The following is a 21,704-nucleotide window of genomic DNA, read 5'->3' on the forward strand; positions in this document are numbered from 1 at the left end:
GGCAAGGGGCGCCGGGGCCGGAGTCGGTGCGGCGGGTGTGGCGGGAGCCGGTGGTTTGCTGGGTGCCTCCACGGTCGGGGCCGCCGAGAGCCTCATGACCGCCGCCACCAACATGGCCATCGGGGCGATGATCCTGCCGCCCGCCCTGCTCGTCTCGTTCCAGTTCAAACTGGCCACCGGCAAGCCGCAGAACCTTGAGGAGGCCAGCCAGGAGTGGGCCAAGGCGGCACAGGAACTCGAGAAGGCATCGCACGAACTTCAGGCCAGGGTCAAGAACATTCCGGCGGACTCCTGGACCATGAACGACCGTGCTCTCTACGAGAAGACGGTTCACGATTTCTGCCGGGAACTGGACGCGCTGCACGACTACTGCATGGCGGTCTCCTACGCGCTCATCGGGTTGGCGTGGGCGCTGTTCGCGTACGCGGTGTTCGCCATCGGAATGGCCGTCTACCTTGACGCGCTGGCCATCGCGGCGGCTTTCGTGGTCGACTATCCGGCCTGCGTGGCGGCGGCCCAGACCGGCTTGACGGTCACCTGGGTCGCGACCGGGATCCTCGCCAATCTCGGCTTGGTCGCCGGCGCCGCAATGGGCGGCGGCGCGGTGGTCACCGCGAAGTACCAGGGCGCCCAGGGAAACACCGGAGCGGACGCGGCCCTCAAGCAGGCTCTCATCAACGGTTCGGCCGGTGCCGCCGCGAACCTCGTGCAGAGCGGGGCCAACGGCGCACTCGCCTTTGTCAACAGGTCGAACGGTGAGATCTTCAATCCGTCCCAGAATCCCCTGCCGGGCGGGCAGCGTGACCCGCGTGTCGCCACCGGCTCCAAGGGATCGCCGCTCTCGGAAATCGATCTGGACGCGGACCGGGGATTCGACGGGACCTGGGACGTCGGCGGCGGAGCCAAGATCGGTCTCGGAAACGGTGAGACGGAACTCGCCACCCACCACAAGATCCAGGAAGGCGAGTACAAGGGCGGCAACGCCGAGATCAAGGGCAAGTACAGCCAGGGGCCCGTCGCGGTCAGTGGAGGCCCCAAACTGGAGTGGGACGACAAAGGCGTCGGCGGCAGCGGAACCGTCGGCGCCGAGAACCCACAGACAGGCTCAAAGGTCGACTATGAGCACGGCATGAGCACCGAAGGCGAGCACTCCGACAAGGTCACGTCGTCCTCACCCAGCGGCAGCAAGCAATGGAATCCCAACCCGAAGAATGAAGACCCGCCCCCACCCTGGGACATCTACAAATAGACCCGTGGGCGAGCATCCGCCATTCCGTTCCCATGTCCGGAGCGTTCTCTGAAAGGAGGCCGGGTGAGCGTCGGGTACGAGCCCTGGGAGCCCGAGGTTCTTCAGTCGGCGCGTGATGCGCTGCGAAGGGCCGAGGGACGGCGGGCGAGGTGGGGATACGGCCTGCTGGGCGCGGGGTGGCTCGCCCTCGCCATGGCGACGGTGACCGCTTTCACGCTGGACGTCCCCGCGAACACCATGGTGGCCGTCGCCGTGGCGGCTTGCGCTGTCGGCGGCGTCTGCGTCGGTATCGGCTGCTGGGTGGTGCTCGGCAGCGTCAACAAACGGTGGGTGGGCGGAGGCTTCCTGGCAATTGTGCTGACGACGCCGATGGCCTTGCTGTTGGCCTCCGCCATGGTGGACGCGCGCACCGAACAAGAGCCGTGCAAGGTAGCGTCGGTTTCGGTGGAGACGCGGGACGCCTACTACCGCCATTACCACTACCAGACGGCGTGCCCCACGGGGACCTACAAGGTCGTCGACGGCCCGTCCGGCCGCGGTGCGGAGCCGAGCCGCAAATATGCGCGGGGTGAATTCGTCAGGGTCAGCCACGACCGCGCCACGGACGAGAGGCGCATCATCGACGGCACCAGCTCGATCCCCGGCAAGACCCTTTTCAGCGTCGGATCGGCCCTCATGGCGGCGCTGACAGCACTCGTCCTTTTCCTGCGCCACCGACACGTCCGCGACAACTGAGCTGCCCGGGCTGAACAGCATTGTGGGCCCGGGCGGTGGCCTGGGCCCACGTTGCGGGTCGTTTCAGCGGGGGCCGGGGGAGCCCGGGCCCTTGTAGTTGTCCATGGCTTCCTTGGCGCGTTGCTGCTGGACGCCCAGTTCGTGGGCGAGGGTGCGCATCTGGCCGGCGAAACCGTTGGCGATCTTGTCGAGGGAGGCGAGGGCCTTGGCGGGGTCCATGCCCTTTCCGTCGTCCTTGGCCGGGAAAAGGGCGGACCCGGCCTCCTTCACCTTGGTCTGGAAGTCCTGCGCGGCGGCGTTGACCGCGGTGCGGATCTCCTCGCTCAGCTCGGCGGACGACAGCCGCATCGCGCGGGGGTCGAGTTCCAGCTTGGTCAGACCGCCCTCCGATGTGAACTCGGCGACGATCCGGCCTTCAGCGGCCTCGCCGCGGCCGACCGCGGCCTGGATGGTCTCCTGCATCTTCGAGAAGTCGCCGATCTGCTGCTGCATATCGCGCTGGAAGCGCTCGAAGTCGGGTCCGAGGCTGAACTCGGCCATCGAATCTCCTATTCCTGGTGTGCGGTCTGGATGAGGCGGGTGCCGTGGCGGCGGTTGATGAAGTAGCCGCGGCCGACCGGCAGTGCGTGGCCCTTGACGTTGCCGAGCACGACTCCCTCGTCCTTGTTACCGGACATCAGCAGGCCGGGTGAGCCCATTTCCTTGATGCGCTGCAGGACCGGGTCGTACATGGCGCGTCCGGAACCGCCGGACGCGCGGGACACGATGACGTGCAGCCCGATGTCGCGGGCCTGCGGGAGCAGCTCCGCGAGCTGCGCCACCGGGTTGGCGGACGTGGCCACCAGATCGTAGTCGTCGATGATCAGGTAGAGGTCCGCCCCGCTCCACCACGACCGGTCCCGCAGCTGCTCGGGCGTGAGGTCGGCGGGTGGGAGCCGCGCCTGGAGCGCGCCGACGATGTCCTTCACCAGGCCCTGCGCGGCCGCCGAGGACGCGGCGTAGCCGATCCGGTGCTCGGTGTCGGCCGCGTCCAGCAGGGCACGCCGGTAGTCGATGAAGATCATCCGCGCCTGGTCGGGGGTGTACCGCTCGATGATCCCGCTGGTGATCATGCGCAGCAGGTTCGACTTGCCGCACTCGGTGTCGCCGATCACGAGGAAGTGCGACTCGGCCTGGAAGTCCAGGAACACCGGCGACAGGGTGTCCTCGTCGATGCCGATCGGGATCCGCGAACCGCTCTCCTGCGCGCTCGGCATCGAGGAGACCGGGAGCACGGCGGGCAGCATCCGGACCTTGGGCGCGCCCGGCCCGTCCCAGTTGCCGGCGATGGCGGCGACCAGCTTCTTGACGCCCTCGGCGAGCGTCGAGTCGTCGGTGTCGCCGTCGATGCGCGGCAGCGCCGTCAGGCAGTGGTGGCCCTCGCGCGTCAGGCCGCGGCCCGGCTTGCCCTCCGGGACGTTCCCCGCGAGCTTCCGGTCGATCTCCGACTCGTACGGGTCACCGAGCTTCAGCTCCAGCTTCGTGCCGAAGAGGTCGCGGACGTTCATCCGGAACTCCGACCACTTGTTGACGGTCGCGACCACGTGGATGCCGTAGCCGAGACCGCGGGCCACCAGGTCGGTGATGACGGGTTCGAGGTTCTCGAAGTCCTGGCGGAGGGTCATCCAGCCGTCCACGAGGAGGAACACGTCGCCGTAGCCGTCGCCGGTGATCTCGCCGGACGCGCGCATCCGCCGGTACGTCGGCATCGAGTCGATGCCGCGCTCGGCGAACTCGCGCTCGCGCCGCTCCAGCAGCGCGGTGACCTCGGCGACCGTGCGGCGGACGCGGTCGCCGTCCAGGCGGTTGGCGACCCCGCCGACATGCGGCATGTCGGACATCGCCGCGAGCGTCCCGCCCCCGAAGTCGAGGCCGTAGAACTGCACCTGCTGCGGCGTGTGGGTCATCGCGAGGGACGCCATCAGCGTCCGCAGCATCGTGGACTTGCCGGTCTGCGGCGAGCCGGCGATGCCCGCGTTGCCCGCCGGGCCGGACAGGTCGACGTACATCGGGTCGCGGCGCTGGTCGAACGGCTTGTCGACGACGCCGACGATCGCGTGCAGCCGGTTCCGCCACGCCTCGTGCTGCGTGGTGAGGCCGAGGCCCGGGACCACCGCGAGGGACGGCAGCAGCTCGTCCAGCGTGGGCGGCGCGTCCAAGGGCGGGAGCCAGATCGCGTGCGCGGGCGGGCCCTGGTTCTCCAGCTGCCCGACCACCACGTCGAACAGCGTCGCCTGCGTCTGCTCCTGCTGGCCCTGCTGCTCCTGCTGGTTCTCGATGACGTGCGGGCGGATGTAGTCCGGGATGTAGGGGACGATCTGCCGGATGACCTGCGGGCCGCCCTGGTCCTTCGGCTGCAGGTCCTCGGAGGCGGGCCCGGACACGTACGCGGCGCGGAACCGCGTCATCGACTCGGTGCCGAACTTCATGTAGCCGTGCCCGGGGGCGGACGGCAGCTCGTAGGCGTCCGGCACGCCCAGCACGACCCGCGACTCCTGCGCGGAGAACGTCCGGAGACCGATCCGGTACGACAGGTGCGTGTCGAGGCCGCGGAGCTTGCCCTCCTCCAGGCGCTGCGACGCCAGCAGGATGTGCACGCCGAGCGACCGTCCCAGCCGTCCGATCATGACGAACAGGTCGGCGAACTCGGGCTTGGCCGACAGGAGCTCGGAGAACTCGTCCAGCACCAGGAACAGCGTCGGCATCGGCTGCAGGTCGGCGCCCTGCTCGCGCGCCTTCTCGTAGTCGCGCAGCGAGGCGTAGTTGCCCTGGGCGCGCAGGTACTCCTGGCGGCGCACCATCTCGCCGTGCAGCGCGTCGTACATGCGGTCGACCAGGGGGAGCTCGTCCTCCAGGTTGGTGATGATCGCGGAGACGTGCCGGAGGTTCTCCATCCCCAGGAACGTCGCGCCGCCCTTGAAGTCGACGAGGACGAAGTTGAGCACCTCGGACGAATGCGTCAGCGCGAGCCCGAGCACCAGCGTCCGCAGTGCCTCGGACTTACCGGAGCCGGTGGCGCCGATGCACAGGCCGTGCGGGCCCATGCCGCCCTGCGCGGACTCCTTGATGTCGAGGTGGACGGGACGTCCCTCGGTGTCGACGCCGATCGGGACGCGCAGCCGGTTGCGCGGCGCCCGCGGCCGCCACGTCTCGCGCGGGTCGACGCGGAACGGGTTCTCGATGCCGAGCAGCGAGGTCACCGTGGTGGCGCCGGACAGGGCGTCCTCCATCGGGCCGGTGGACGCGCTCGCGCGCAGCGGGGCGAGCTGGCGGGCCAGCGACTCGGCCTGCTGGAGAGTGATCGAGTCGGGCTTGCCGATGCGGGTGGCGACGTCCTTGCCGGTGCGGTCCTTGGTGAGGCGGGAGACGGCCTGCTTGGTGACGCCGAGGCGCAGCATGGTCGCCTCCGGCGTCGGCGCGACCGAGCCCGTCAGGTCGATGATGCAGACGCCCTCGACGCCGTCGGCGGCCAGCTGGGAGTCGTAGGACGCCTGGCCGCCGTCCATGATGACGATGTGGTACGGGAGGTCGTCCTGCGACAGGCCCGGCTGGAACCGGGGACGGTCCTTGACCTCCTGCCCGAACATGGCCTCCAGCGTCGTCATGCTCTCCGCCATGAGGCGGACCGGCCCCGCCGCGTCGTGCTCGGTGGGGTGCAGGTTGTGCGGGAGCCACTTGATCCACTGCCACCACACCATCCGTTCCCGCGACGCGCACACCGTGATGCGCACGTCGTCAGGGGAGTGGAACGTTGCGATCTGCACGAGCAGCGCTCGGACCATCCCGTACACGGCCTCGGGGTCACCGCTCGGGACGATCCGGGAGAACGACCGCAGCGACAGGGAGATGGGCAGGTTCGGGACGTTCGCGTGCGTCCGCACGAAACGGCGCAGCGCGCCCGCCGTCATGGGTTCGAGGTCCTCGATGGGCTTCGTCTCCGGCGCGATCAGCTGCACCGCGAGCTTCTGCGCGCCGCTCGCCAGCCGCACCTGGATGAAGTCGTCGTCGGACGGACGGCGCTCCCACAACCGGGCGCTCATGGCCAGCGACCACAGGGAGCTCGGGTCGGGGCTCGCCCACTCCAGCGCCTCGCGCTGCTGCTTCGCCGCCCTGCGGACCTTCTTGCGGACCTGCCCCAGGTAGCGCAGGTAGTCGCGGCGCTCGTTGTTGAGCTTGACCTTGCGCTCGCCGGTGCCGCGCCCGACCTGGCCGAGCATCATGCCGAACATGGAAACGGCGAACATGCCGCCCGCCACGTATTGCAGGGTGCCGCCGCCCCGGCCCGCCATCATGAAGACCATCGCGCCGGAACCCGCGAGCATCGGCAGGTAGGTCAGCACCGCCTGCATGCCCTGGGGGATCAGTTCCGGCAGTTCCGGCGGTGATTCGAGCAGGATTTCCCCCCGCGGCATCGGCGGGGGGTCGCGCCGCTCCCTGCGCCGGACGATGTCCGTGCTCACGCTAGTCGTCCCTTCCATCGCACACTGTCCTGAGCAGCGCGCGGGGTGCGCCGCCGGTCTCCCGGTGTCCTGCTGCCTGCCGTATCACGATCATGTGGTCGTGCGATTACTTGAACGATAGGAATCGTAGAGGCATCAGATCTGGCATGCGAGTCACATCGAACCCATCAGTGACCGGTCCGGTACACGTCGGACCCATTCAGACATTAGGGTTAGCGCCGTTCACACGACCAGCGACCACGTCACCATGAAGCACGAGCATCCCCCGGCGACCGAGGTGACCCGCATGGCACCATGCAGGTGCTTCGCCCCCCGTCCGAACCGCGGAAACCATCCGGGCGCCGGACACGGTTCGAGCGCCGGACACCGTCCGACGGAAGGACACCGTCCACGCGCCGGACATCGCCCAAGCGCCGGACACCGTCCGACCGGAGGGCACCGCCCGACCACCGGGCACGGTCCGTCCGCCGGACCGGGCCCGAACACCGGAAGATTTGCGAGGAAGTCGTGAGTGCGCTCCCAGGAGCTGACCTCTGCCGGATCACGGTCGTCGGACCGAGCCGGCGGGTCGACATCGCGCTGCCGGCCGACGCCACCTTCGCCGAGCTCTACCCCACGATGCTGCGCTACGCCGGCCAGAACCTCGCCGACGCCGGCCTGGCGCACGGCGGCTGGGTGGTGCAGAAGCTCGACGAGGCCCCGTTCGATCCGGCCAGCACACCGGCGCAGGCCGGAATCCGCGACGGCGATCTGCTCTACCTGCGCCCCCGGATGGCGCAGATCCCCGATCTCGTGTTCGACGACGTCCCCGACGTCGTCGCCACCGGGGTCAAGGACCGGCCAGGACGCTGGCGCCAGGACTCCACCCGCAAGTTCGCCATCGCCTGGGGCGTGGCCGGGCTGATCGTAGGGGCACTGGCGCTGCTGGCGGCCGGGCCGCCCGGGGTCGGCTCGTCCTGGATCGCCCCGGCCGCCGCCGCCGGCGTGATCGCGCTGCTCCTGCTGATCGCCGCGATCTCGCTGTCGCGCGCGCTCGGCGACGCCGGAGCGGGCGCGGCGCTCGGCTACGCGGCGCTGCCGTACGCGTTCCTCGCCGGGCTGCTGGCCCCGGCGAACAAGGACTCGCTGATGGACATCGGCGCGCTGCACCTGGTCGCCGGGTTCGGCGCGGTGGTGCTGGCCGCGACGCTGGCCGGGTTCGCCATCGCGGACGGCCTGCCGGTCTTCTACGGGGTCGCGATAGCCGCGCTGCTCGGGACGGCCAACTGCGCCGTCCCGCTGGTGTTCGACATGGACGGCGCCGGAATCGCCGCCATCACCGTCACGGTGGCGCTCGCGCTGACACCGCTGCTGCCGGGCGTCTCGTTCAAACTGGCGAGGGTCCAGCTGCCGCCCGTGCCGGGCAGCGCCGAGGAGCTGCGCCGCGACACCATGATGGTGGACGGACGCGCCCTCCTGGAGCGCACGGCCGTCGCCGACCGGTTCGTGACCGGCGGCGTCTCGGCGATCGGGCTCGTCGCCATCGGCGCGATCGTCCCGCTGTCGTTCGACGGCGGCTGGGTGAGCCCCGTCATGTGCGTCGTCCTTTCCTTCACCGTCCTGCTGCGGGCGCGGATCTTCCGGGCCAGGGCGCAGAAGCTCTGGCTTCTCATCCCCGGCGTGGCGGGGCTCGGCACGCTCGCCGTCGCCACCGCGCTCGACGCCGACTCCCAGGTCCTGCTGCTGGTCGGTGTGCTGCTGCCCACGCTGGTGGTCTCCGCCATCGCGACCGGCGTGGGGATGTGGCTGCCCGGCAACAAGCTGACCCCGTTCTGGGGCCGTGCGGGAGACATCCTGGAAATCCTCTTCGTGGTGGCGCTCGTCCCGCTGGCGCTCGGCGTCGCCGGGGTCTTCGAGTACGTGCGCACCGTGGTGAGCTGACGGGGGAGGCTCCATGCAGACCAAGAGGGATCTGCTTCAGGCGCACCGCCTGATGACCCACCGCGCCTCCCAGGCGCTGATCCTCGCCGAGCCCGACTACCCCGAGGCGCCGCTGCGCAAGATGAACATCGGCACGTTCGCCGGGATCATGGTCGCGATCCTCGTCGGCGCCGGGTTCGGGATCGTCGGCCTGCTCTTCGGCGGCGGCAACAGCGGGCTGGACAAAAAAGGCATCGTCCTCATGGAGAAGGAGACCGGCGCCCATTACGTCTGGTGCACGCCCAAGGGCTCCCAGAAGGACGTGCTGTGCCCGGTCGCGAACTACGCGTCGGCCAAGCTCGCCGCGTCCCTCGCCGGTGGCGGAAGCGGCGGCTCCGCCCCCCAGCAGAAGTCCGTCTCCGCCAAGTCGCTCTCGGACTACCCGCGCGGCCCGATGATCGGCATCCCGGGCGCGCCCGACTCGGTCCCCGCGGCCAAGCGGCTGGTCGGCGGCCCGTGGTCGGTCTGCGTCCGGCAGGGCCAGCAGGGCGGGCCGGGCCAGTCGGTGGTCTCCCTGGTGGGCGGACGCGACGTGGGCGGGGAGCCGCTCGACCCGGCCACCGGAGTGGTCGTCAGCACCGGCGCGAACAACAACTGGCTGATCTGGAAGAACCAGCGGATGCGCCTTTCGCCGGCGGGTCTCACCGTGCTCAGCGCGTCCGCGCCGGCCCAGGTGTCGCCCGGCTTCGTGAACGCGCTGCCGGCCGGCCCCGACTTCGCGCCGCCGAACATCCCCGGTGCCGGCAGGCAGCCGCAGTTCGCCGGGGCCGCCGGCGTGGTCGGCCAGGTCTTCCGCGTCGGGGGCGTCGGCGGCGGCAACCAGCCGTACGTCCTGATGCCGGACGGGTACGCGCCGATCAGCGTCCTGCAGGCTGCGCTCATCCAGAACTCGGCCACGTACAGGCTCCCCAAGGACACCCCGCTCGACGGCGCGGCGGTGACCACCCACCGTTCGGCGCAGCGCGTCATCGACGAGCGGCTGCCGCAGACGCAGGTCACGGTGCGGCCGTACGAAGCGAAGCAGTCGCTCTGCGTCGTCTATCCCAACCCTGGGAAGGGCGCCAACGACGCCAAGCTCACCATCGGCGGCGGCGCCGACCTGCCGATGCCGGTGCGGGCGTCCGGCGGGGGCGTCGACAACGTGGTGCTGCCGCCGGGGAGCGCGGTTCTGGCCGGGGTGCTGCCCGCGTCCGGCGCCGTCGAGTCGATCAACACCTATGCCCTCGTCGCCGACGACGGCCGCAGGTACGCGCTGAAGTCCGCGGAGACCGCCGCGGCGCTCGGCTACTCCATCTCCGGGGACAAGAACGACTCCGTTCCGGTCCCCGCGAACCTGCTCAACCTCGTGCCTCAAGGGCCCGCATTGGACCCGCAGAAAGCACTTGAACCCATTCAACCGAGTGGTGCCGGTGCGTGATCAACCGGATACCTCAGAGTGATCAGGATTAAAGGGCAAGTTTCCCAACGTAGCGCAGAATCTTGATACGATCGCCGCGCGTTACGGTCATTACGGAGGGGATGCCGTGAGTCAAGCCTTCAGCACGGACTACGCCACCATGCAGCAGGCCCAGGCGATGTTCCAGTCGAAGCATCGGGAGATGGTCGCCCTGCTGGACGCGCTCGAAGCCGATCTGCAGAGCGGCCTGGCCAGATGGGAGGACGACGCGCGCGACGCCTACTTCGAGGCCAAGGGGAAGTGGGACCGCGTGGCACGGCAGCAGGCGGACACGGTCAAGGAGTTCGGCCAGGCGGTGGGTACCGCCCAGCAGAACTACCAGTCGGCCGAGGGGACCAACACCCAGATGTGGGCCTGACGGCCCACGCTCCCACGGACGACCGGCTTCGGCGGACCCTTTCGTCCGATGCGGTCTTCCGTAAGTCCCTTCGCAGGCCATGTACCGTTCCTGCACCGTAATGTCGCTTTACGAGGATGTGCGTTGTGCCCGACCATGGAGTTCAAAGTCGACCGGGTCGACGATGAACAACGGGGGCTCGCGTCGCGTCGAACACAGGTAGAACCAAAGTCGGGAAGGATGACTGATGAGCCAGAAGTCTTCGGTCGACAGAGCAGAAATGGCCGCTGCGGCCCAGCGGGTCGAGGAAGCGGCGCAGGACCTGCGGAAGATCCAGGCGGATCTGGGGCAGGAGCAGGCGCAGCTGTCGGGCCGATGGATCGGTGAGGCGGGCAGTGCCTTCACCAAGGTCTTCAACGAGTTCAACGGCGAACTGAGCAAGGTTCTGGAGGTCCTGAGCCAGCTGCACGAGAAGCTCGTTCAGGTCAAGATCAACTACGAGGGCAGCGAGCAGCAGCAGACCGAGGCGGTCAACCGCGTCGCCGGGCTGCTGAACGGCTGATCGACATCCATCACCGATCTCAGGACGACACGGAGGAACAATGAGCTATCAGTCGATGGATTTCGGGGCGATGCAGCAGGCGTTCGCCGCGTTCCAGCAGAAGTCCAACCAGATGAACTCCGAGCTGGACGATCTGGCCCGCAGTGTGGAGACCAAGCTCGCGGAGTGGGAGGACGGTGCGCGGGAGGCCTACTTCCAGGCCAAGCAGAAGTGGGAAGCCTCCGCCGCCGACATCAACCGGATCGTGCAGCAGCTCGGTGCGGTGATCCAGTCCTCGCAGGAGACCGGGCAGGGCACGGTCCAGACCAACGTCAACATCATCGGCTGACACTGCCGACCCACGCCACGCTTCCCAGGCCGGCCGCCGATATCCGGGCGGCCGGCCGTGGTGGCGGTCGGATACGAGACCTTATCTGTAGCTGAAGTCAACACGGGGTAGCGGGTCTTCCGGCCCGCCGGAGGCTCACATGGGTGATCAGAAGAGCGAGATCGACACCGAAGAGGTCAAGAAGATCCTCAAGCGTCTCAGGGACAACTTGGACGACTTCGAAAAGGGCGGTCACGGCAAGCGCAACGACATCTCGATGCACGGCAACGTCACGACGGCGGAACTGGGGCAGTACCCCGCGGTTTCGGGTCTGGCAGCCTCGACCCAGTCGGCGTACAGCCAGATCAAGGGTCAGTACGACGCGTTCCTGCGGAGCTACCAGGGCATCATCGACGCGCTGGATCGCATGGTCAGCAACCATGACGAGAAGGAGCAGCAGAACACCGCGGCCGCCAACAGGGCGATGACGAGCGGTGGCGGCTCCACGCCGACCAACCAGAACACCGGCTCGTACAAGCAGTAGGCGGGATCGATACCTCATGGGTAACACGAAGCATGACGAGCCCATTCGCTCGAACCAGGACAGTCCCACTGACTGGGACGGCGGCATCGATGAGATGAACCGGATCCTCAATGCCACCGACCCGAACAAGGTCATCGAGGCGGGCAAGCACTACACCGCCGCGGCGCAGAGGTTCCAGAACGCGGCCGGCATCCTCCGCAAGGAGAAGGCCGCGCTGGCCAGCGTCTGGAAGGGCGAGGACGCGGACGCCACGACCAAGCAGATGGAGCGTCTGGAACAGAGCGCGACCGGCATGCAGGACGTCTCCCAAACGACCGGCAAGGCTCTCTCCGACCACGGCACCAAGCTCGAATGGTACAAGACGCACCAGCCGGGCAAGGGCTTCATCGGCAACATCTCCTATGACGACGCCGGTGTCGTGGCCGCGGGCACCATGGTCGCCGGACCGGCCGGCGGGATGATCGCCCTCGGCGGCAAGAAGCTCGGCGAGGCCTTCGGCCTCATCGACAGCGCCGAGGAGAAGGCCGCGCAGGAGCACATGAAGCGGCTCGGCGAGCGCACGGTCGAGGCCAACCGCGCGATGCCCGACAAGATCACCACCAACATGCCGGAGACGAGCATCACGTCGAAGGTCCCCACGAACAACATCGGGGGCGGCGGCGGCAACATTCCGGGTGGCGGCGGCAACATCCCCGGTGGCGGCGGCAGCATCCCCGGCGGCGGTGGCGGCGGCAGCATCCCGGGCACCGGCGGCTCCGGCAGCGACCTCGCCGGCCTTCCCCCCGGCGGTGGCGGTGGCGCCGGCGACCCGTTCGGCCGCACCGGCCTCGGCGGTGGCGGCATGCCCGGCGGCGGCGGCGGTAGCATCCCCGGCGGTGGCGGCGGCCTCGGTGCCGGCGGCCTGGCCGGCGGCATGCCCGGTGCAGGCATGGGCCGCGGCGGCGGTGCCGGCGCGGGCATGGGCAAGGCCGGTCGCGGCGGCATGGGCGGCGGCATGCCCATGGGCGGCGGCCGCGGCGGTGGCGGCAATGGCGAGGACGAGCACGAGCGCACCACCTGGCTCACCGAGGACGAGGACGTGTGGGGCGGAAACGATGACGACACCGCCCCGCCCGTGATTGGCTGATCCCGGCTCGATCACGAGACGATGTAGGAGACGGCGTGAGCGGATCGAACTCTTCGGACCGCTCACGCCGTGTTCCGTTTAGTGAGGTTTCGTTGTGCGACGGATGACACGATGGCTCGCCGCGATCGGGGCGACGTCAGCCCTGGTCATGACCACCGCGGCACCTGCCGGCGCGACACCAGGGCCCCGCAACGACCAGTGGTGGTTCTCGGCGTGGGACATCCAGCAGAAGGTCTGGCCCGTCACCAAGGGGGCGGGTGTCACCGTCGCGGTCATCGACACCGGCGTCAACGGACGGATTCCCGATCTGCGGGGCGTCCTCGTCCCCGGGACCGACGCGGTCTCGGGCAGCGGAGACGGGCAGGTCGGGCCGTCCACGGACCTCGAGGACTCGCACGGCACCGGGATGGCCGCCCTCATCGCGAGCCAGGGCACCGGGTCGGGCTATGTCGGCGTCGCCCCCGAAGCGAAGATCATGTCGGTGACGTCCAACCTGTCGGTCTGGGACAAGGCGATCCGCTACGCGGCCGACCACGGCGCCAAGGTCATCAACATCTCCCAGGCCTTCGCGGCGTCGGGCGGGTGCCGTCCCGAGGTCCAGCAGGCCGTTTCCTACGCCCTCCAGAAGGACATCGTCGTTGTGGCGGGCGCCGGCAACAGCGGCGACGCGAGCAACCCGTCCATGGAGCCCGCGAACTGCGCGGGTGTCCTCGCGGTCGGTGCGGTGGACAACAAGAAGGCCGCCTGGAAGTCCACCGAGCGGCAGCCCTACGTCGCTGTCGCCGCCCCCGGGTTCCTGGTGAACACCGTCCTCGCCAACGGCCAGGTCACCGACCACGTCGCCGGGACGAGCCAGGCGTCCGCCCTGACATCCGCGGCGGTGGCGCTGGTCAGGTCGAAGCACCCGCAGATGCCGGCCCGCGAGGTCGTCCAGCGGATCATCAACACGGCCATCGACGCGGGCCCGCCCGGCAAGGACCAGATGACCGGCGCCGGAGTCATCATCCCGGCGGACGCGCTGGGCGCCACGGTCCCGAAGAACGCGCCGAACCCCGTCTTCGCCGCCTATGACCGCTGGCTGGCGGACAACCCGCAGGCGAGCGCGAAGCCGTCCGCGACCAAACGGCCCAAGGACGCCGCGACCAAGGACTCCGACCGCGCGGATCGCAACCTCATGATCCTGCTGATCGCCGGCGGTGCCATCGTGGTGATCGGTGGAGCCGTGCTCTTCTTCGTCCTCCGGCGAGGCAAGAAGAACACGCCGATGGGGCCGGGTGCCGGACCCATGCCCATGGGCGGGCCGTCCGGTCCGCCACCGGGTTGGGGCGGCCAGGCACCACCACCCCAGGGCGCGCCTCCGCACGGCGGCCCCCCGCAGGGCGGGCAGCCGGTGCCCCCGCAGGGTGGGCCGTCCGGTCCGCCGCCCGGTTGGGGCGGCCAGCCCGGCCCGCCTCCCGGAGGCCCCCAGGGAGGGCAGCAGTACATGCCCCCGCAAGGCCCCGGAGGTTCGAGGCCCCCCAACTAGCACGTCACACTTCTCTTCGCGGCTGTCTACTCGCTCGGACTCGGGCGAGTGGACAGCCGTCTTCCCTGGTGTGCGACCGAACCGACAGAAAGAGTAATCATGAAGAAGCTCCTGGTGATTCCTGTCACCGTTGCCACCCTTGCACTCAGCATGAGCGCCTGCGGAGGAGACTCGGACGACGCGGGCGGAAGCTCGACCCCGTCGTCCGGCACCAGCGCGCCGGCGACACCCGGCGGAGGCGGCACCATCACCGGCAACGGTGGCGGAGGCACCGGTGGCGGCAGCACCGGTGGCGGCACCGGCGGCAGCGAGCTCACCCCGGCACAGAAGCAGGCGCTCACCAAGCTCGTGGAGTGCATGCGGAAGAAGGGCTACGAAATGCCCGAGCCCACCTCGCCCGCCATCGCCCCGAAGAACATCGAGGGCAAGGACCCCGACAAGGTCAACAAGGACTCCCAGGAGTGCACCGCCCAGTCGCAGTAGCCTGCCAAGCCCCATCCGCGTAACCCAAGTCGCCCAGACGAGCGCACTCCTCGGCTCCTGCGCCGCCGGTTCCGTCCGACGCCACGCCGATCGAGAGGCCCCCAGCGCCCGGCGGCCGTCCCGGCCGCCGGGACAAATCCGGCGACCACCAAGCCACAGCATCCCACCCCATAAGCCGCCGCCTCGCCGACCGACGCCCCGACCCACTGGCCCCACCGGCGGCCAGAAGGACGAGGTAACCGCGCCAGACCGGACGCCCGGCCCGGGCCACATGACGGCCCGGCCGCCAGCCTCCTCCGCGTGCAGAACACCAGCCAGGACCGAGGCTGCGGCTACCTGACCATTGCACCGACGAATTCGGCCCACCCCTAGCTCGCAGTGAACAGCAGCGGCCACCTGACAAAGCTCCGACCGCTGCCGCAGGGCGGCAGGGGTGAGGACGTAAGAGGGCCTGCTCCAAGCGCCGGGTGGCGGCCAAAGTCGCCTTTCGCTAGCCGGGCGCCGTCTGCTGTTTCACCCGGCTTTACCAGCATGAGGTTCGCCGTCGTCCGCAAACCGAGCTCGCCGTCCGCGCTTGAGCGGTGCCGTCGTTCAGCCCGCCCGCACACGCGGACCCTCGCGACCCGCGACCTCCGAGTTGGGCCATGACCGAACATAGCACCGTCAGGCGGACCCTAATCCCCTCCGCGCGTGCGCACCTCTCGCAGCACACCGCGATATCTGCCTTACAGACGCAGTAGACCGCACAGTCTCACCCAGCTTGACCGCACCTCCTCTGGAGGAAGGCGTGCCGCGTCGACCCAGCCGACCGCTTCAGTAGCAGCGACCCCGCCTCCCCCGCCGCCCTGATGTATCTCTACCTGCAGCTCATTGGCCTGATACGCGCGCTATTTGCTGTTCGAAGCCGTCCACGATCCTGGATTGATCACCGTGGGCCTGCAGATGAGCTCTACTGCCCGGACACAGATGGAGTCTCAACAGCCAATCTCCCAGCTCGGGATTGAACGCAGGATTGATCAACTTCTTGGAGGTGACAGATCAGCATTAAAGGGCAGGTATCACGACGTAGTGGAAGATCCTGACATGCTCACCAACTATCTGGTCATTGACTTGTGGTGCCATGGTCGCCGCCTTTGGGGCATCGTGCTCTGATGTCGGGTCGACACAGTCTGGGCAGGTCAGATGGGTCATGAGTGCTGCAGGCGAGGCCCCGTGCCCTCGCGTGGACGAGCTTCGGTGGTCCCTTTTGCTCGATGTGGTCTTCCGTAAAGGGCATTGCCAACGATCCGGCGCTTCCGCCCCCTAATATTTGCTTTACGAGGATGTGTGCTCTGCTTGACGCTGGGTTTCAAGTCGTCCGGGTGGCGAGGAACTGACGGGAGCGCGCGTCGCGTCGAACGAAGGTCGGGGAAGGATGACTGATGAGCCAGAAGTCTTCGGTCGACAGAGCAGAAATGGCCCCTGCGGCCCAGCGGGTCGAGGAGGCTGTGCAGGACCTGCGGAAGATCCAGGCGGATCTGGGGCAGGAGCAGGCGCAGCTGTCGGGCCGGTGGATCGGTGAGGCGGGCAGTGCCTTCACCATCGCGCAGTTCGGTGTGGTGATCCAGTCCTCGCAGGAGACCGGGCAGGGCACGGTCCAGACCAACGTCAACATCATCGGCTGACGCGACCGACCCTCGCCACGCTCCCCAATCGGCCGTCTCGCGCGGACACGGTCGGCCGTGGCGACCATCGGTCAGTGCACTCCCCGGACAGAACTCAACGAGGGGCAGCAGGGCTCCCGCCCTCCGGAGGCGCATATGGGTGATCAGAAGAGCGAGATCGACACCGAAGAGGTCAGAAAGATCATCAAAGCCTTAAAGGCGAATCGCGAGAAGTTCGACGAAGGCAAAGGCTCTGCTTTCGATCTCCAGCAGAACGGCAACATTACTGCGCAGGACCTAGGTATGTATCCTGCGGGGCAGGCGTTGGGGGCGTCGACCATCGCGGCGTTCAACCAGATTTCGGGGCAGTACCAGGAGTTCATCAACAGCTACGACCAGGTGATCGAGGCTCTTGAGCGTATGGTCGGAAATCATGACGAAAAGGAGCAGACGAACGTCACCGCTGCGAACCGGGTAAACGCGGGTGGCGGTTCCAGTGCGAGCCGGCGGAACACCGGAGAATGGGGTGGGAGTTAGCGATGGCTGACAAGCGGCACAGGGCGCCCATTCGCTCCAACACTGATAACGGCCAGCAATGGTCAGGCGACATGGACGCCATGAACCGGCTCTTTGCGGGCACCAACCCAGAAAGAGTGATCAAGGCTGGACCGGTTTACGGAGGCGTCGCTTCCAAGTTCGAGGAAGCGGCGGGAACTCTACGGGCTCAGATCTCTGCATTGACCGGTGTCTGGAAGGGCGACGATGCGGAGGCTACTGTCAAGCAGATGCGGCGACTGCAGGCAAGTGCCGAGAACATTCGGCAGGTAGCCGACCAGGCGAGTAAGGCTCTTTCAGATCACGGTCCGAAATTGAAGTGGTACAAGGATCACCAGCCGAAGGAAGGGTTCTTCAAAGGACTTACTTGGGATCACGCAGGCGTTGTCACCGGGGGCACTCTTCTGGGCGGGGTGTCTGGAGGCCTGATCGGGTTGACGAAGGGTGAAGCCCTGGGGCTGATCAAAGACAAGGAGTCGGAGACCGCTGTGGAGCACGTGCAGCGCTTGAGCGGCCGTGCTCGCGAGGCCAACACCGCAATGCCTGAGGAGATCTCGACCGATATCCCGAAGACGGGTATCTATCGTGAGCGCCCGAAGAATTTTCCCGGGGGCGGCCTTCCCGGCGGCGGCGGTGGCATCCCCGGTGGCGGCGGCAGTATTCCGGGCGGCCTCGATGGTGTTGGCAGTAGTGGTGACGGCACCATGCACGGCGGCTACGGCGGTGGCATCCCAGGTGGCAGTCCTACCGGGAGTGACCTCGCCGGCCTGCCCGGCGGTGGCGGCGGTGCAGGCATCGACCCATTTGGCCGCGGAGGTCTCGGTGGTGGCGGCCTGCCTGGTGGTGGCGGAGGCGGCGGTCTACCCGGCGGGGGGCTCGGCGCTGGTGGCATTGCCGGCGGCATGCCCGGCGGTGCCGGAATCGGAACGGGCAGGGGCGGCGTCGGTGGAGGCAACAACCCGGGGAAGGCTGCTGGCACCGGTCGCGGCGGCATGGGCGGCATGCCCATGGGCGGCGGCCGCGACGGTGGCGGCAATGGCCAGGACGAGCACGAGCGCACCACCTGGCTCACCGAAGACGACGACGTGTGGGGTGGAAACGATGATGACGCCGCGCCTCCCGTGATTGGCTGATTCAGCCAAGGTCACGAGACGATGTAGGAGACGGCGTGAGCGGATCGGACTCTTCGGGCCGCTCGCGCCGTGTTCCGCTTAGTGAGGTTTCCCTGTGCAACGGATGACGCAACTCCTGGCCGCGATGACGGTCAGCTCAGCCCTACTTTTGACTGCGGCTATGCCTGCTGCTGCGGCTCCCAGAGGACGGGAGGACCAATGGTGGTTTTCGGCTTGGGCGATCGAGAAAAAGGTCTGGCCGATTAGCAGGGGAGTTGGCGTCACCGTCGCCGTAGTCGACAATGGAGTCAACGGAAGGATTCCTGACCTTCAAGGAGTCCTTGTGGCCGGTACCGATGTGACACCCGCTGGTGGAGACGGTCAGATCGGTCCCACATCAGACCTGGATGCCTCGCACGGTACTGGGATGGCCGGACTGATCGCCTCGCAAGGGACAAGTACCGGGTACGTAGGAGTGGCCCCTGAAGCCAAGATCATGTCAGTGAAGTCGGACTTCTCCGTGTGGGACAAGGCAATCCGGTACGCGACTGATCACGGCGCTAAAGTGATCAGCATTTCTCAAGCGTTTGCCACTCTGCATGGATGTCGACCTCAGAATCAACAGGCAGTTTCTTACGCGCTTCAGCGCGATGTTGTCGTGATTGCGGGCTCTGGCAACGACGGCGATAGAGGAAATAAGTCAATGGAGCCGGCAAACTGTGCTGGCGTTCTTGCGGTCGGAGCGGTGGACAATCAGAAGCGGCCTTGGGTCGGCAGCGAGCGGCAGCCCTATGTTGCGGTCGCAGCACCTGGAGACGCGGTAAACGCGCTTCAAGCCGACGGCCGAGTGGCCACAGATCTGGCCGGGACGAGCCAGGCAACAGCGTTGACCGCCGCGGCCGCAGCCCTTATTCGGTCGAAGTACCCGCAGATGTCAGCCCGTGAGGTCGTGCAACGCATCATCAATACAACTGAGGATGTAGGACCTCCTGGCAAGGACAACATTTCCGGGGAAGGGGTGGTCATCCCTTATGCTGCGTTAACCGCCAAGGTCCCCAGGTCCGCGCCGAATCCGGTGTTTTCTGCGTATGATCAGTGGGCGAAGGCCAACCCCGCTCAGTCAGGTACCACGCCGTCGAAGACGGCGGCTGAGAAGGCGGCTGACGAGAGTAGTGAGCAGGCGGCGCGTAACACGAGGTATCTGGTTATTGGGCTTGTGGTGGTCGGGGTCCTCGGTGTGCTGTTCCTCATCTTCATTGGGTTGAGGAGCAGGAAGAAGGTGGCGAGTGCCGTTGGCGGGCCCGTTGGCGGGCCGCAGCAGTTCGGTCCTCCTGGTCCTCCTCCTGGGGCGGGTCCGCCGCCGGGATGGGGTGGGCCTCCGGGGCCTCCGCCGCCTCCTGGTCAGCAGGGTGGGCAGCCGCATATGCCGCCACAGGGGCCGGGCGGTGCTGGGCCCTATCCTCCGAGGTAGAGGCTCCGACTCCTTTTCGCGACTTTCTCGTGGTCGGTTCTCGGCACATCGGGGCCACGGAGGTGAAGAGGAGTAGGTCGGCTGCTGGCGGGATTGAGAGGAAGTTGTCCGCGCCTGCGGGCAGTCGGCCGCCTCCAGGGACCCGCTGATCCCGGTGTTGCTCAGGATGGTGGACGGGTTCGTGGCGTTGCCTGTACAGGCTTGGCTGCGACATGGCTGGGCCGTCCGACCTGGCGTTCAACTTCGCGTCGACGCGTGCTCAAGGTGTGGTTGGGCAGGAGCTGCTGGAAGTTCGCTCGAACTTGGCGAAGTGCCACAGGGAGGCGGGCGGGAGTGCCATGAGCTGTGGTTGAAGTCTGTGGCGTTCTGGCGCTGAAACCTGCAGTTGGCTCAGTGTGGCGAGGTCAGCGGGCGGCCGGTCTCTTCGGGTGATGTGGGCGTTCGCGGACAGCTCGGGAACCCCTAGGCTGGCACCAGGAGGAAAGGAGGGCGGGTGCCGGACTCGAGCTGGCAGCACTCCGTGTTGCGTGATCTCGGCGTGTCCCAGCGGGGCCTTGCGGCTTTCGGATCCGCGTCGGCGGTTCTCGCGGACGCCGGCTGGGGGGCCGAGGCGGTCGAGCACAGCGCGCGGCGGCCGTCGCCGCCGGCGGCCGTGCAGGAGCCGCTTGCCGCGCCTCCAGTGCCTCCGATGGCGCCGGAGCCGGTCCCGGCCGAGACCGAGCAGCGTCGGTCGTACGACCCGTTCCCCGACCCGCCACAACCGGCTACCGCTGAGGCCGAACAGCCCCGATCGTACGACCCTTTCCCCGACCCGCCGCAGCCGAACGCGCCGACGCAGGGGTCTGGCCCGTCGCCTGTCGTCCAGGAGCCTCCGAGTCAGGAACCGCAGCCGAACGCGCCGGTGCAGCAGCCCGATCAGCAGGCTGCCGAGGCGGAAGTGCCGCTGGTCAACGAGGAATTCAGCTGGGACTCGGCGATCTCTCCGATCGGCGGTTCCGCGCCGCAGGCTCCCGGTATGGCGCAGGCTCCGGGCGTCGGAGAGGACGAGGGGGGCGGCCAGGAACAGGACGCCGCGTCCGCGCGTCCAGCCCCTTCTGCTCAGGGACCTGCCGCGCCCGTCCCGGCGTCGCCTCAGCACCCGCAGATGCACGGCGCAGGGGCCGTGCCTATGGCGAACGAGTTCGTTCGTAAGAACCAGCATGGGGACGCGCTGGTGCGCCGCGTGGGCCGGGGTATGCGTAAGGCCGTCGGGGCGTCCAGCCAGATCCGGACGCAGGCGGAGATCTCGGACTATCTGCGGCGGCCCGTCGGCGGCTTCCGGCAGATCACGGTGGTCAGTGTCCGCGGTGGTGCGGGGAAGACGACCGTGGCGGCGTTGTTGGCGACCGAGCTGGCGCGGCATCGTCCAGATCGAGTGCTCGCGATGGACGCGGACGCTGAGCTCGGGTCGCTGCCGCTGCGTCTGGGTGTCAGGTCTGAGCTTTCCCTCTTCGACCTCGCCGCTCAGCAGCCGCGCACGTTCGAGGAGGCCGCGCAGTATCTGCAGCAGACCCGGGAGGGTCTGTGGGTGCTCGCGGCGACACGGGGCGGACGGATCACCGGCGAATTCACGTTCGAGACGTATCAGGCCGCGTTCAGTGCCGTGAGCCGCTACATATCTACTGCGGTGACGGACTGCAGCGCCGGCATTCTCACTGAGCTGCACCGTGGCATTCTCGGGCAGTCACACAGTGTGGTTCTCGTAACCCCGGGCACGGTCGACGGCGCGCTCAGCGCCCGGGGGGCGCTGGAATGGTTCTCGCAGGGGGTTCAGCGCAGCCTCCTGCCCCGGACGGTGATCGCGATGGTGTCGCACGCTCCGCAGGTCGGGGCCGACCTCGCGCGCGCGACGCAGATGCTCACCGCCTGGGGGACGCCCGTCGTGCAACTCCCTTACGACCGGCAGATCGCGATGGGCGCCGCGGTCGACATGTCCCGGCTCGGCGAGGCCACCCAGGCGGCCGTCAGCCGGATCGCCTACGAGGCGTTCGCGCGGTCGCTCGGCGACGTGTCGCCGGGCCAGGGCCCGGGCACGCACCCGGGTCAGGGTGCGGCCCCCGGCACAGGCCCACGCCAGGCCCGCTAGACACGGCCCGCATCAT

At 68.3% G+C, this 21,704-nt stretch carries 19 protein-coding genes; 17 read left to right on the forward strand and 2 right to left on the reverse strand.

The window, feature by feature from the left end; genetic code table 11:
- Both ETD83_RS19825 and ETD83_RS19830 read left to right on the forward strand, forming a co-directional pair.
- A partial coding sequence (locus ETD83_RS19825; RefSeq protein ID WP_205717777.1) for a hypothetical protein occupies positions 1 to 1,249 on the forward strand: 1,249 nt, incomplete at its 5' end.
- A gap of 63 nt (positions 1,250 to 1,312) precedes the next feature.
- Positions 1,313 to 1,984 carry a hypothetical protein gene (locus tag ETD83_RS19830; RefSeq protein ID WP_138646633.1) on the forward strand — a complete coding sequence of 224 codons (672 nt, stop codon included), beginning with the start codon at positions 1,313 to 1,315 and terminating at the stop codon, positions 1,982 to 1,984.
- 63 nt (positions 1,985 to 2,047) lie between these two features.
- On the opposite strand, the gene ETD83_RS19835 is transcribed toward ETD83_RS19830, so the two are convergent.
- Together ETD83_RS19835 and eccCa are read right to left on the reverse strand one after the other, a co-directional pair.
- A complete protein-coding gene (locus ETD83_RS19835) occupies positions 2,048 to 2,524 on the reverse strand; it encodes a YbaB/EbfC family nucleoid-associated protein (RefSeq protein ID WP_138646634.1) in 477 nt (158 codons plus the stop codon).
- A gap of 8 nt (positions 2,525 to 2,532) precedes the next feature.
- A complete protein-coding gene (gene eccCa / locus ETD83_RS19840) occupies positions 2,533 to 6,483 on the reverse strand; it encodes a type VII secretion protein EccCa (RefSeq protein ID WP_138646635.1) in 3,951 nt (1,316 codons plus the stop codon).
- A 507-nt stretch (positions 6,484 to 6,990) separates the two neighbouring features.
- Here eccCa and eccD point away from each other — a divergent pair.
- From eccD to ETD83_RS19915, 15 genes are all read left to right on the forward strand, one after another.
- The gene (gene eccD / locus ETD83_RS19845; RefSeq protein WP_138646636.1) at positions 6,991 to 8,403 is read left to right on the forward strand and encodes a type VII secretion integral membrane protein EccD; all 1,413 of its coding nucleotides are present in this window, start codon (positions 6,991 to 6,993) and stop codon (positions 8,401 to 8,403) included.
- Between the two features lie 13 nt (positions 8,404 to 8,416).
- Positions 8,417 to 9,859 carry a type VII secretion protein EccB gene (eccB, locus tag ETD83_RS19850; RefSeq protein WP_138646637.1) on the forward strand — a complete coding sequence of 481 codons (1,443 nt, stop codon included), beginning with the start codon at positions 8,417 to 8,419 and terminating at the stop codon, positions 9,857 to 9,859.
- A 106-nt stretch (positions 9,860 to 9,965) separates the two neighbouring features.
- Positions 9,966 to 10,256, forward strand: a complete 291-nt coding sequence (locus ETD83_RS19855) for a WXG100 family type VII secretion target (protein WP_138646638.1) — start codon at positions 9,966 to 9,968, stop codon at positions 10,254 to 10,256.
- A 226-nt stretch (positions 10,257 to 10,482) separates the two neighbouring features.
- Entirely contained in the window at positions 10,483 to 10,797 is a 315-nt protein-coding gene (locus tag ETD83_RS19860; protein ID WP_138646639.1) for a WXG100 family type VII secretion target, read from the forward strand.
- A gap of 40 nt (positions 10,798 to 10,837) precedes the next feature.
- On the forward strand, positions 10,838 to 11,125 hold the full coding sequence (locus ETD83_RS19865) for a WXG100 family type VII secretion target (protein WP_138646640.1): 288 nt from the start codon (positions 10,838 to 10,840) through the stop codon (positions 11,123 to 11,125).
- A gap of 139 nt (positions 11,126 to 11,264) precedes the next feature.
- Entirely contained in the window at positions 11,265 to 11,648 is a 384-nt protein-coding gene (locus tag ETD83_RS19870) for a hypothetical protein (protein WP_138646641.1), read from the forward strand.
- Positions 11,599 to 12,774 (forward strand): WXG100 family type VII secretion target, encoded by a 1,176-nt coding sequence (locus ETD83_RS19875; RefSeq protein ID WP_138646642.1) that lies wholly within the window; start codon positions 11,599 to 11,601, stop codon positions 12,772 to 12,774. The genes ETD83_RS19870 and ETD83_RS19875 overlap by 50 nt, the downstream gene beginning before the upstream one ends.
- A gap of 103 nt (positions 12,775 to 12,877) precedes the next feature.
- Positions 12,878 to 14,299 (forward strand): S8 family serine peptidase, encoded by a 1,422-nt coding sequence (locus ETD83_RS19880; RefSeq protein ID WP_138646643.1) that lies wholly within the window; start codon positions 12,878 to 12,880, stop codon positions 14,297 to 14,299.
- A gap of 99 nt (positions 14,300 to 14,398) precedes the next feature.
- Positions 14,399 to 14,782 (forward strand): hypothetical protein, encoded by a 384-nt coding sequence (locus ETD83_RS19885; RefSeq protein WP_138646644.1) that lies wholly within the window; start codon positions 14,399 to 14,401, stop codon positions 14,780 to 14,782.
- 891 nt (positions 14,783 to 15,673) lie between these two features.
- Positions 15,674 to 15,934, forward strand: a complete 261-nt coding sequence (locus ETD83_RS19890; RefSeq protein ID WP_138646645.1) for a hypothetical protein — start codon at positions 15,674 to 15,676, stop codon at positions 15,932 to 15,934.
- A 269-nt stretch (positions 15,935 to 16,203) separates the two neighbouring features.
- Positions 16,204 to 16,446 (forward strand): WXG100 family type VII secretion target, encoded by a 243-nt coding sequence (locus ETD83_RS19895; protein WP_138646646.1) that lies wholly within the window; start codon positions 16,204 to 16,206, stop codon positions 16,444 to 16,446.
- A 135-nt stretch (positions 16,447 to 16,581) separates the two neighbouring features.
- Positions 16,582 to 16,962 (forward strand): hypothetical protein, encoded by a 381-nt coding sequence (locus ETD83_RS19900; RefSeq protein WP_138646647.1) that lies wholly within the window; start codon positions 16,582 to 16,584, stop codon positions 16,960 to 16,962.
- A gap of 2 nt (positions 16,963 to 16,964) precedes the next feature.
- Positions 16,965 to 18,113 carry a WXG100 family type VII secretion target gene (locus ETD83_RS45400; protein ID WP_205717778.1) on the forward strand — a complete coding sequence of 383 codons (1,149 nt, stop codon included), beginning with the start codon at positions 16,965 to 16,967 and terminating at the stop codon, positions 18,111 to 18,113.
- Between the two features lie 160 nt (positions 18,114 to 18,273).
- A complete protein-coding gene (locus ETD83_RS46035) occupies positions 18,274 to 19,563 on the forward strand; it encodes a S8 family serine peptidase (protein WP_407921503.1) in 1,290 nt (429 codons plus the stop codon).
- A 493-nt stretch (positions 19,564 to 20,056) separates the two neighbouring features.
- A complete protein-coding gene (locus ETD83_RS19915) occupies positions 20,057 to 21,688 on the forward strand; it encodes a MinD/ParA family ATP-binding protein (RefSeq protein WP_138646649.1) in 1,632 nt (543 codons plus the stop codon).
- The last annotated feature ends 16 nt before the right edge of the window (positions 21,689 to 21,704 follow it).

It is taken from the genome of Actinomadura soli, assembly GCF_005889715.1.
In the GTDB taxonomy this organism is placed as follows: Bacteria; Actinomycetota; Actinomycetes; order Streptosporangiales; family Streptosporangiaceae; genus Spirillospora; species Spirillospora soli.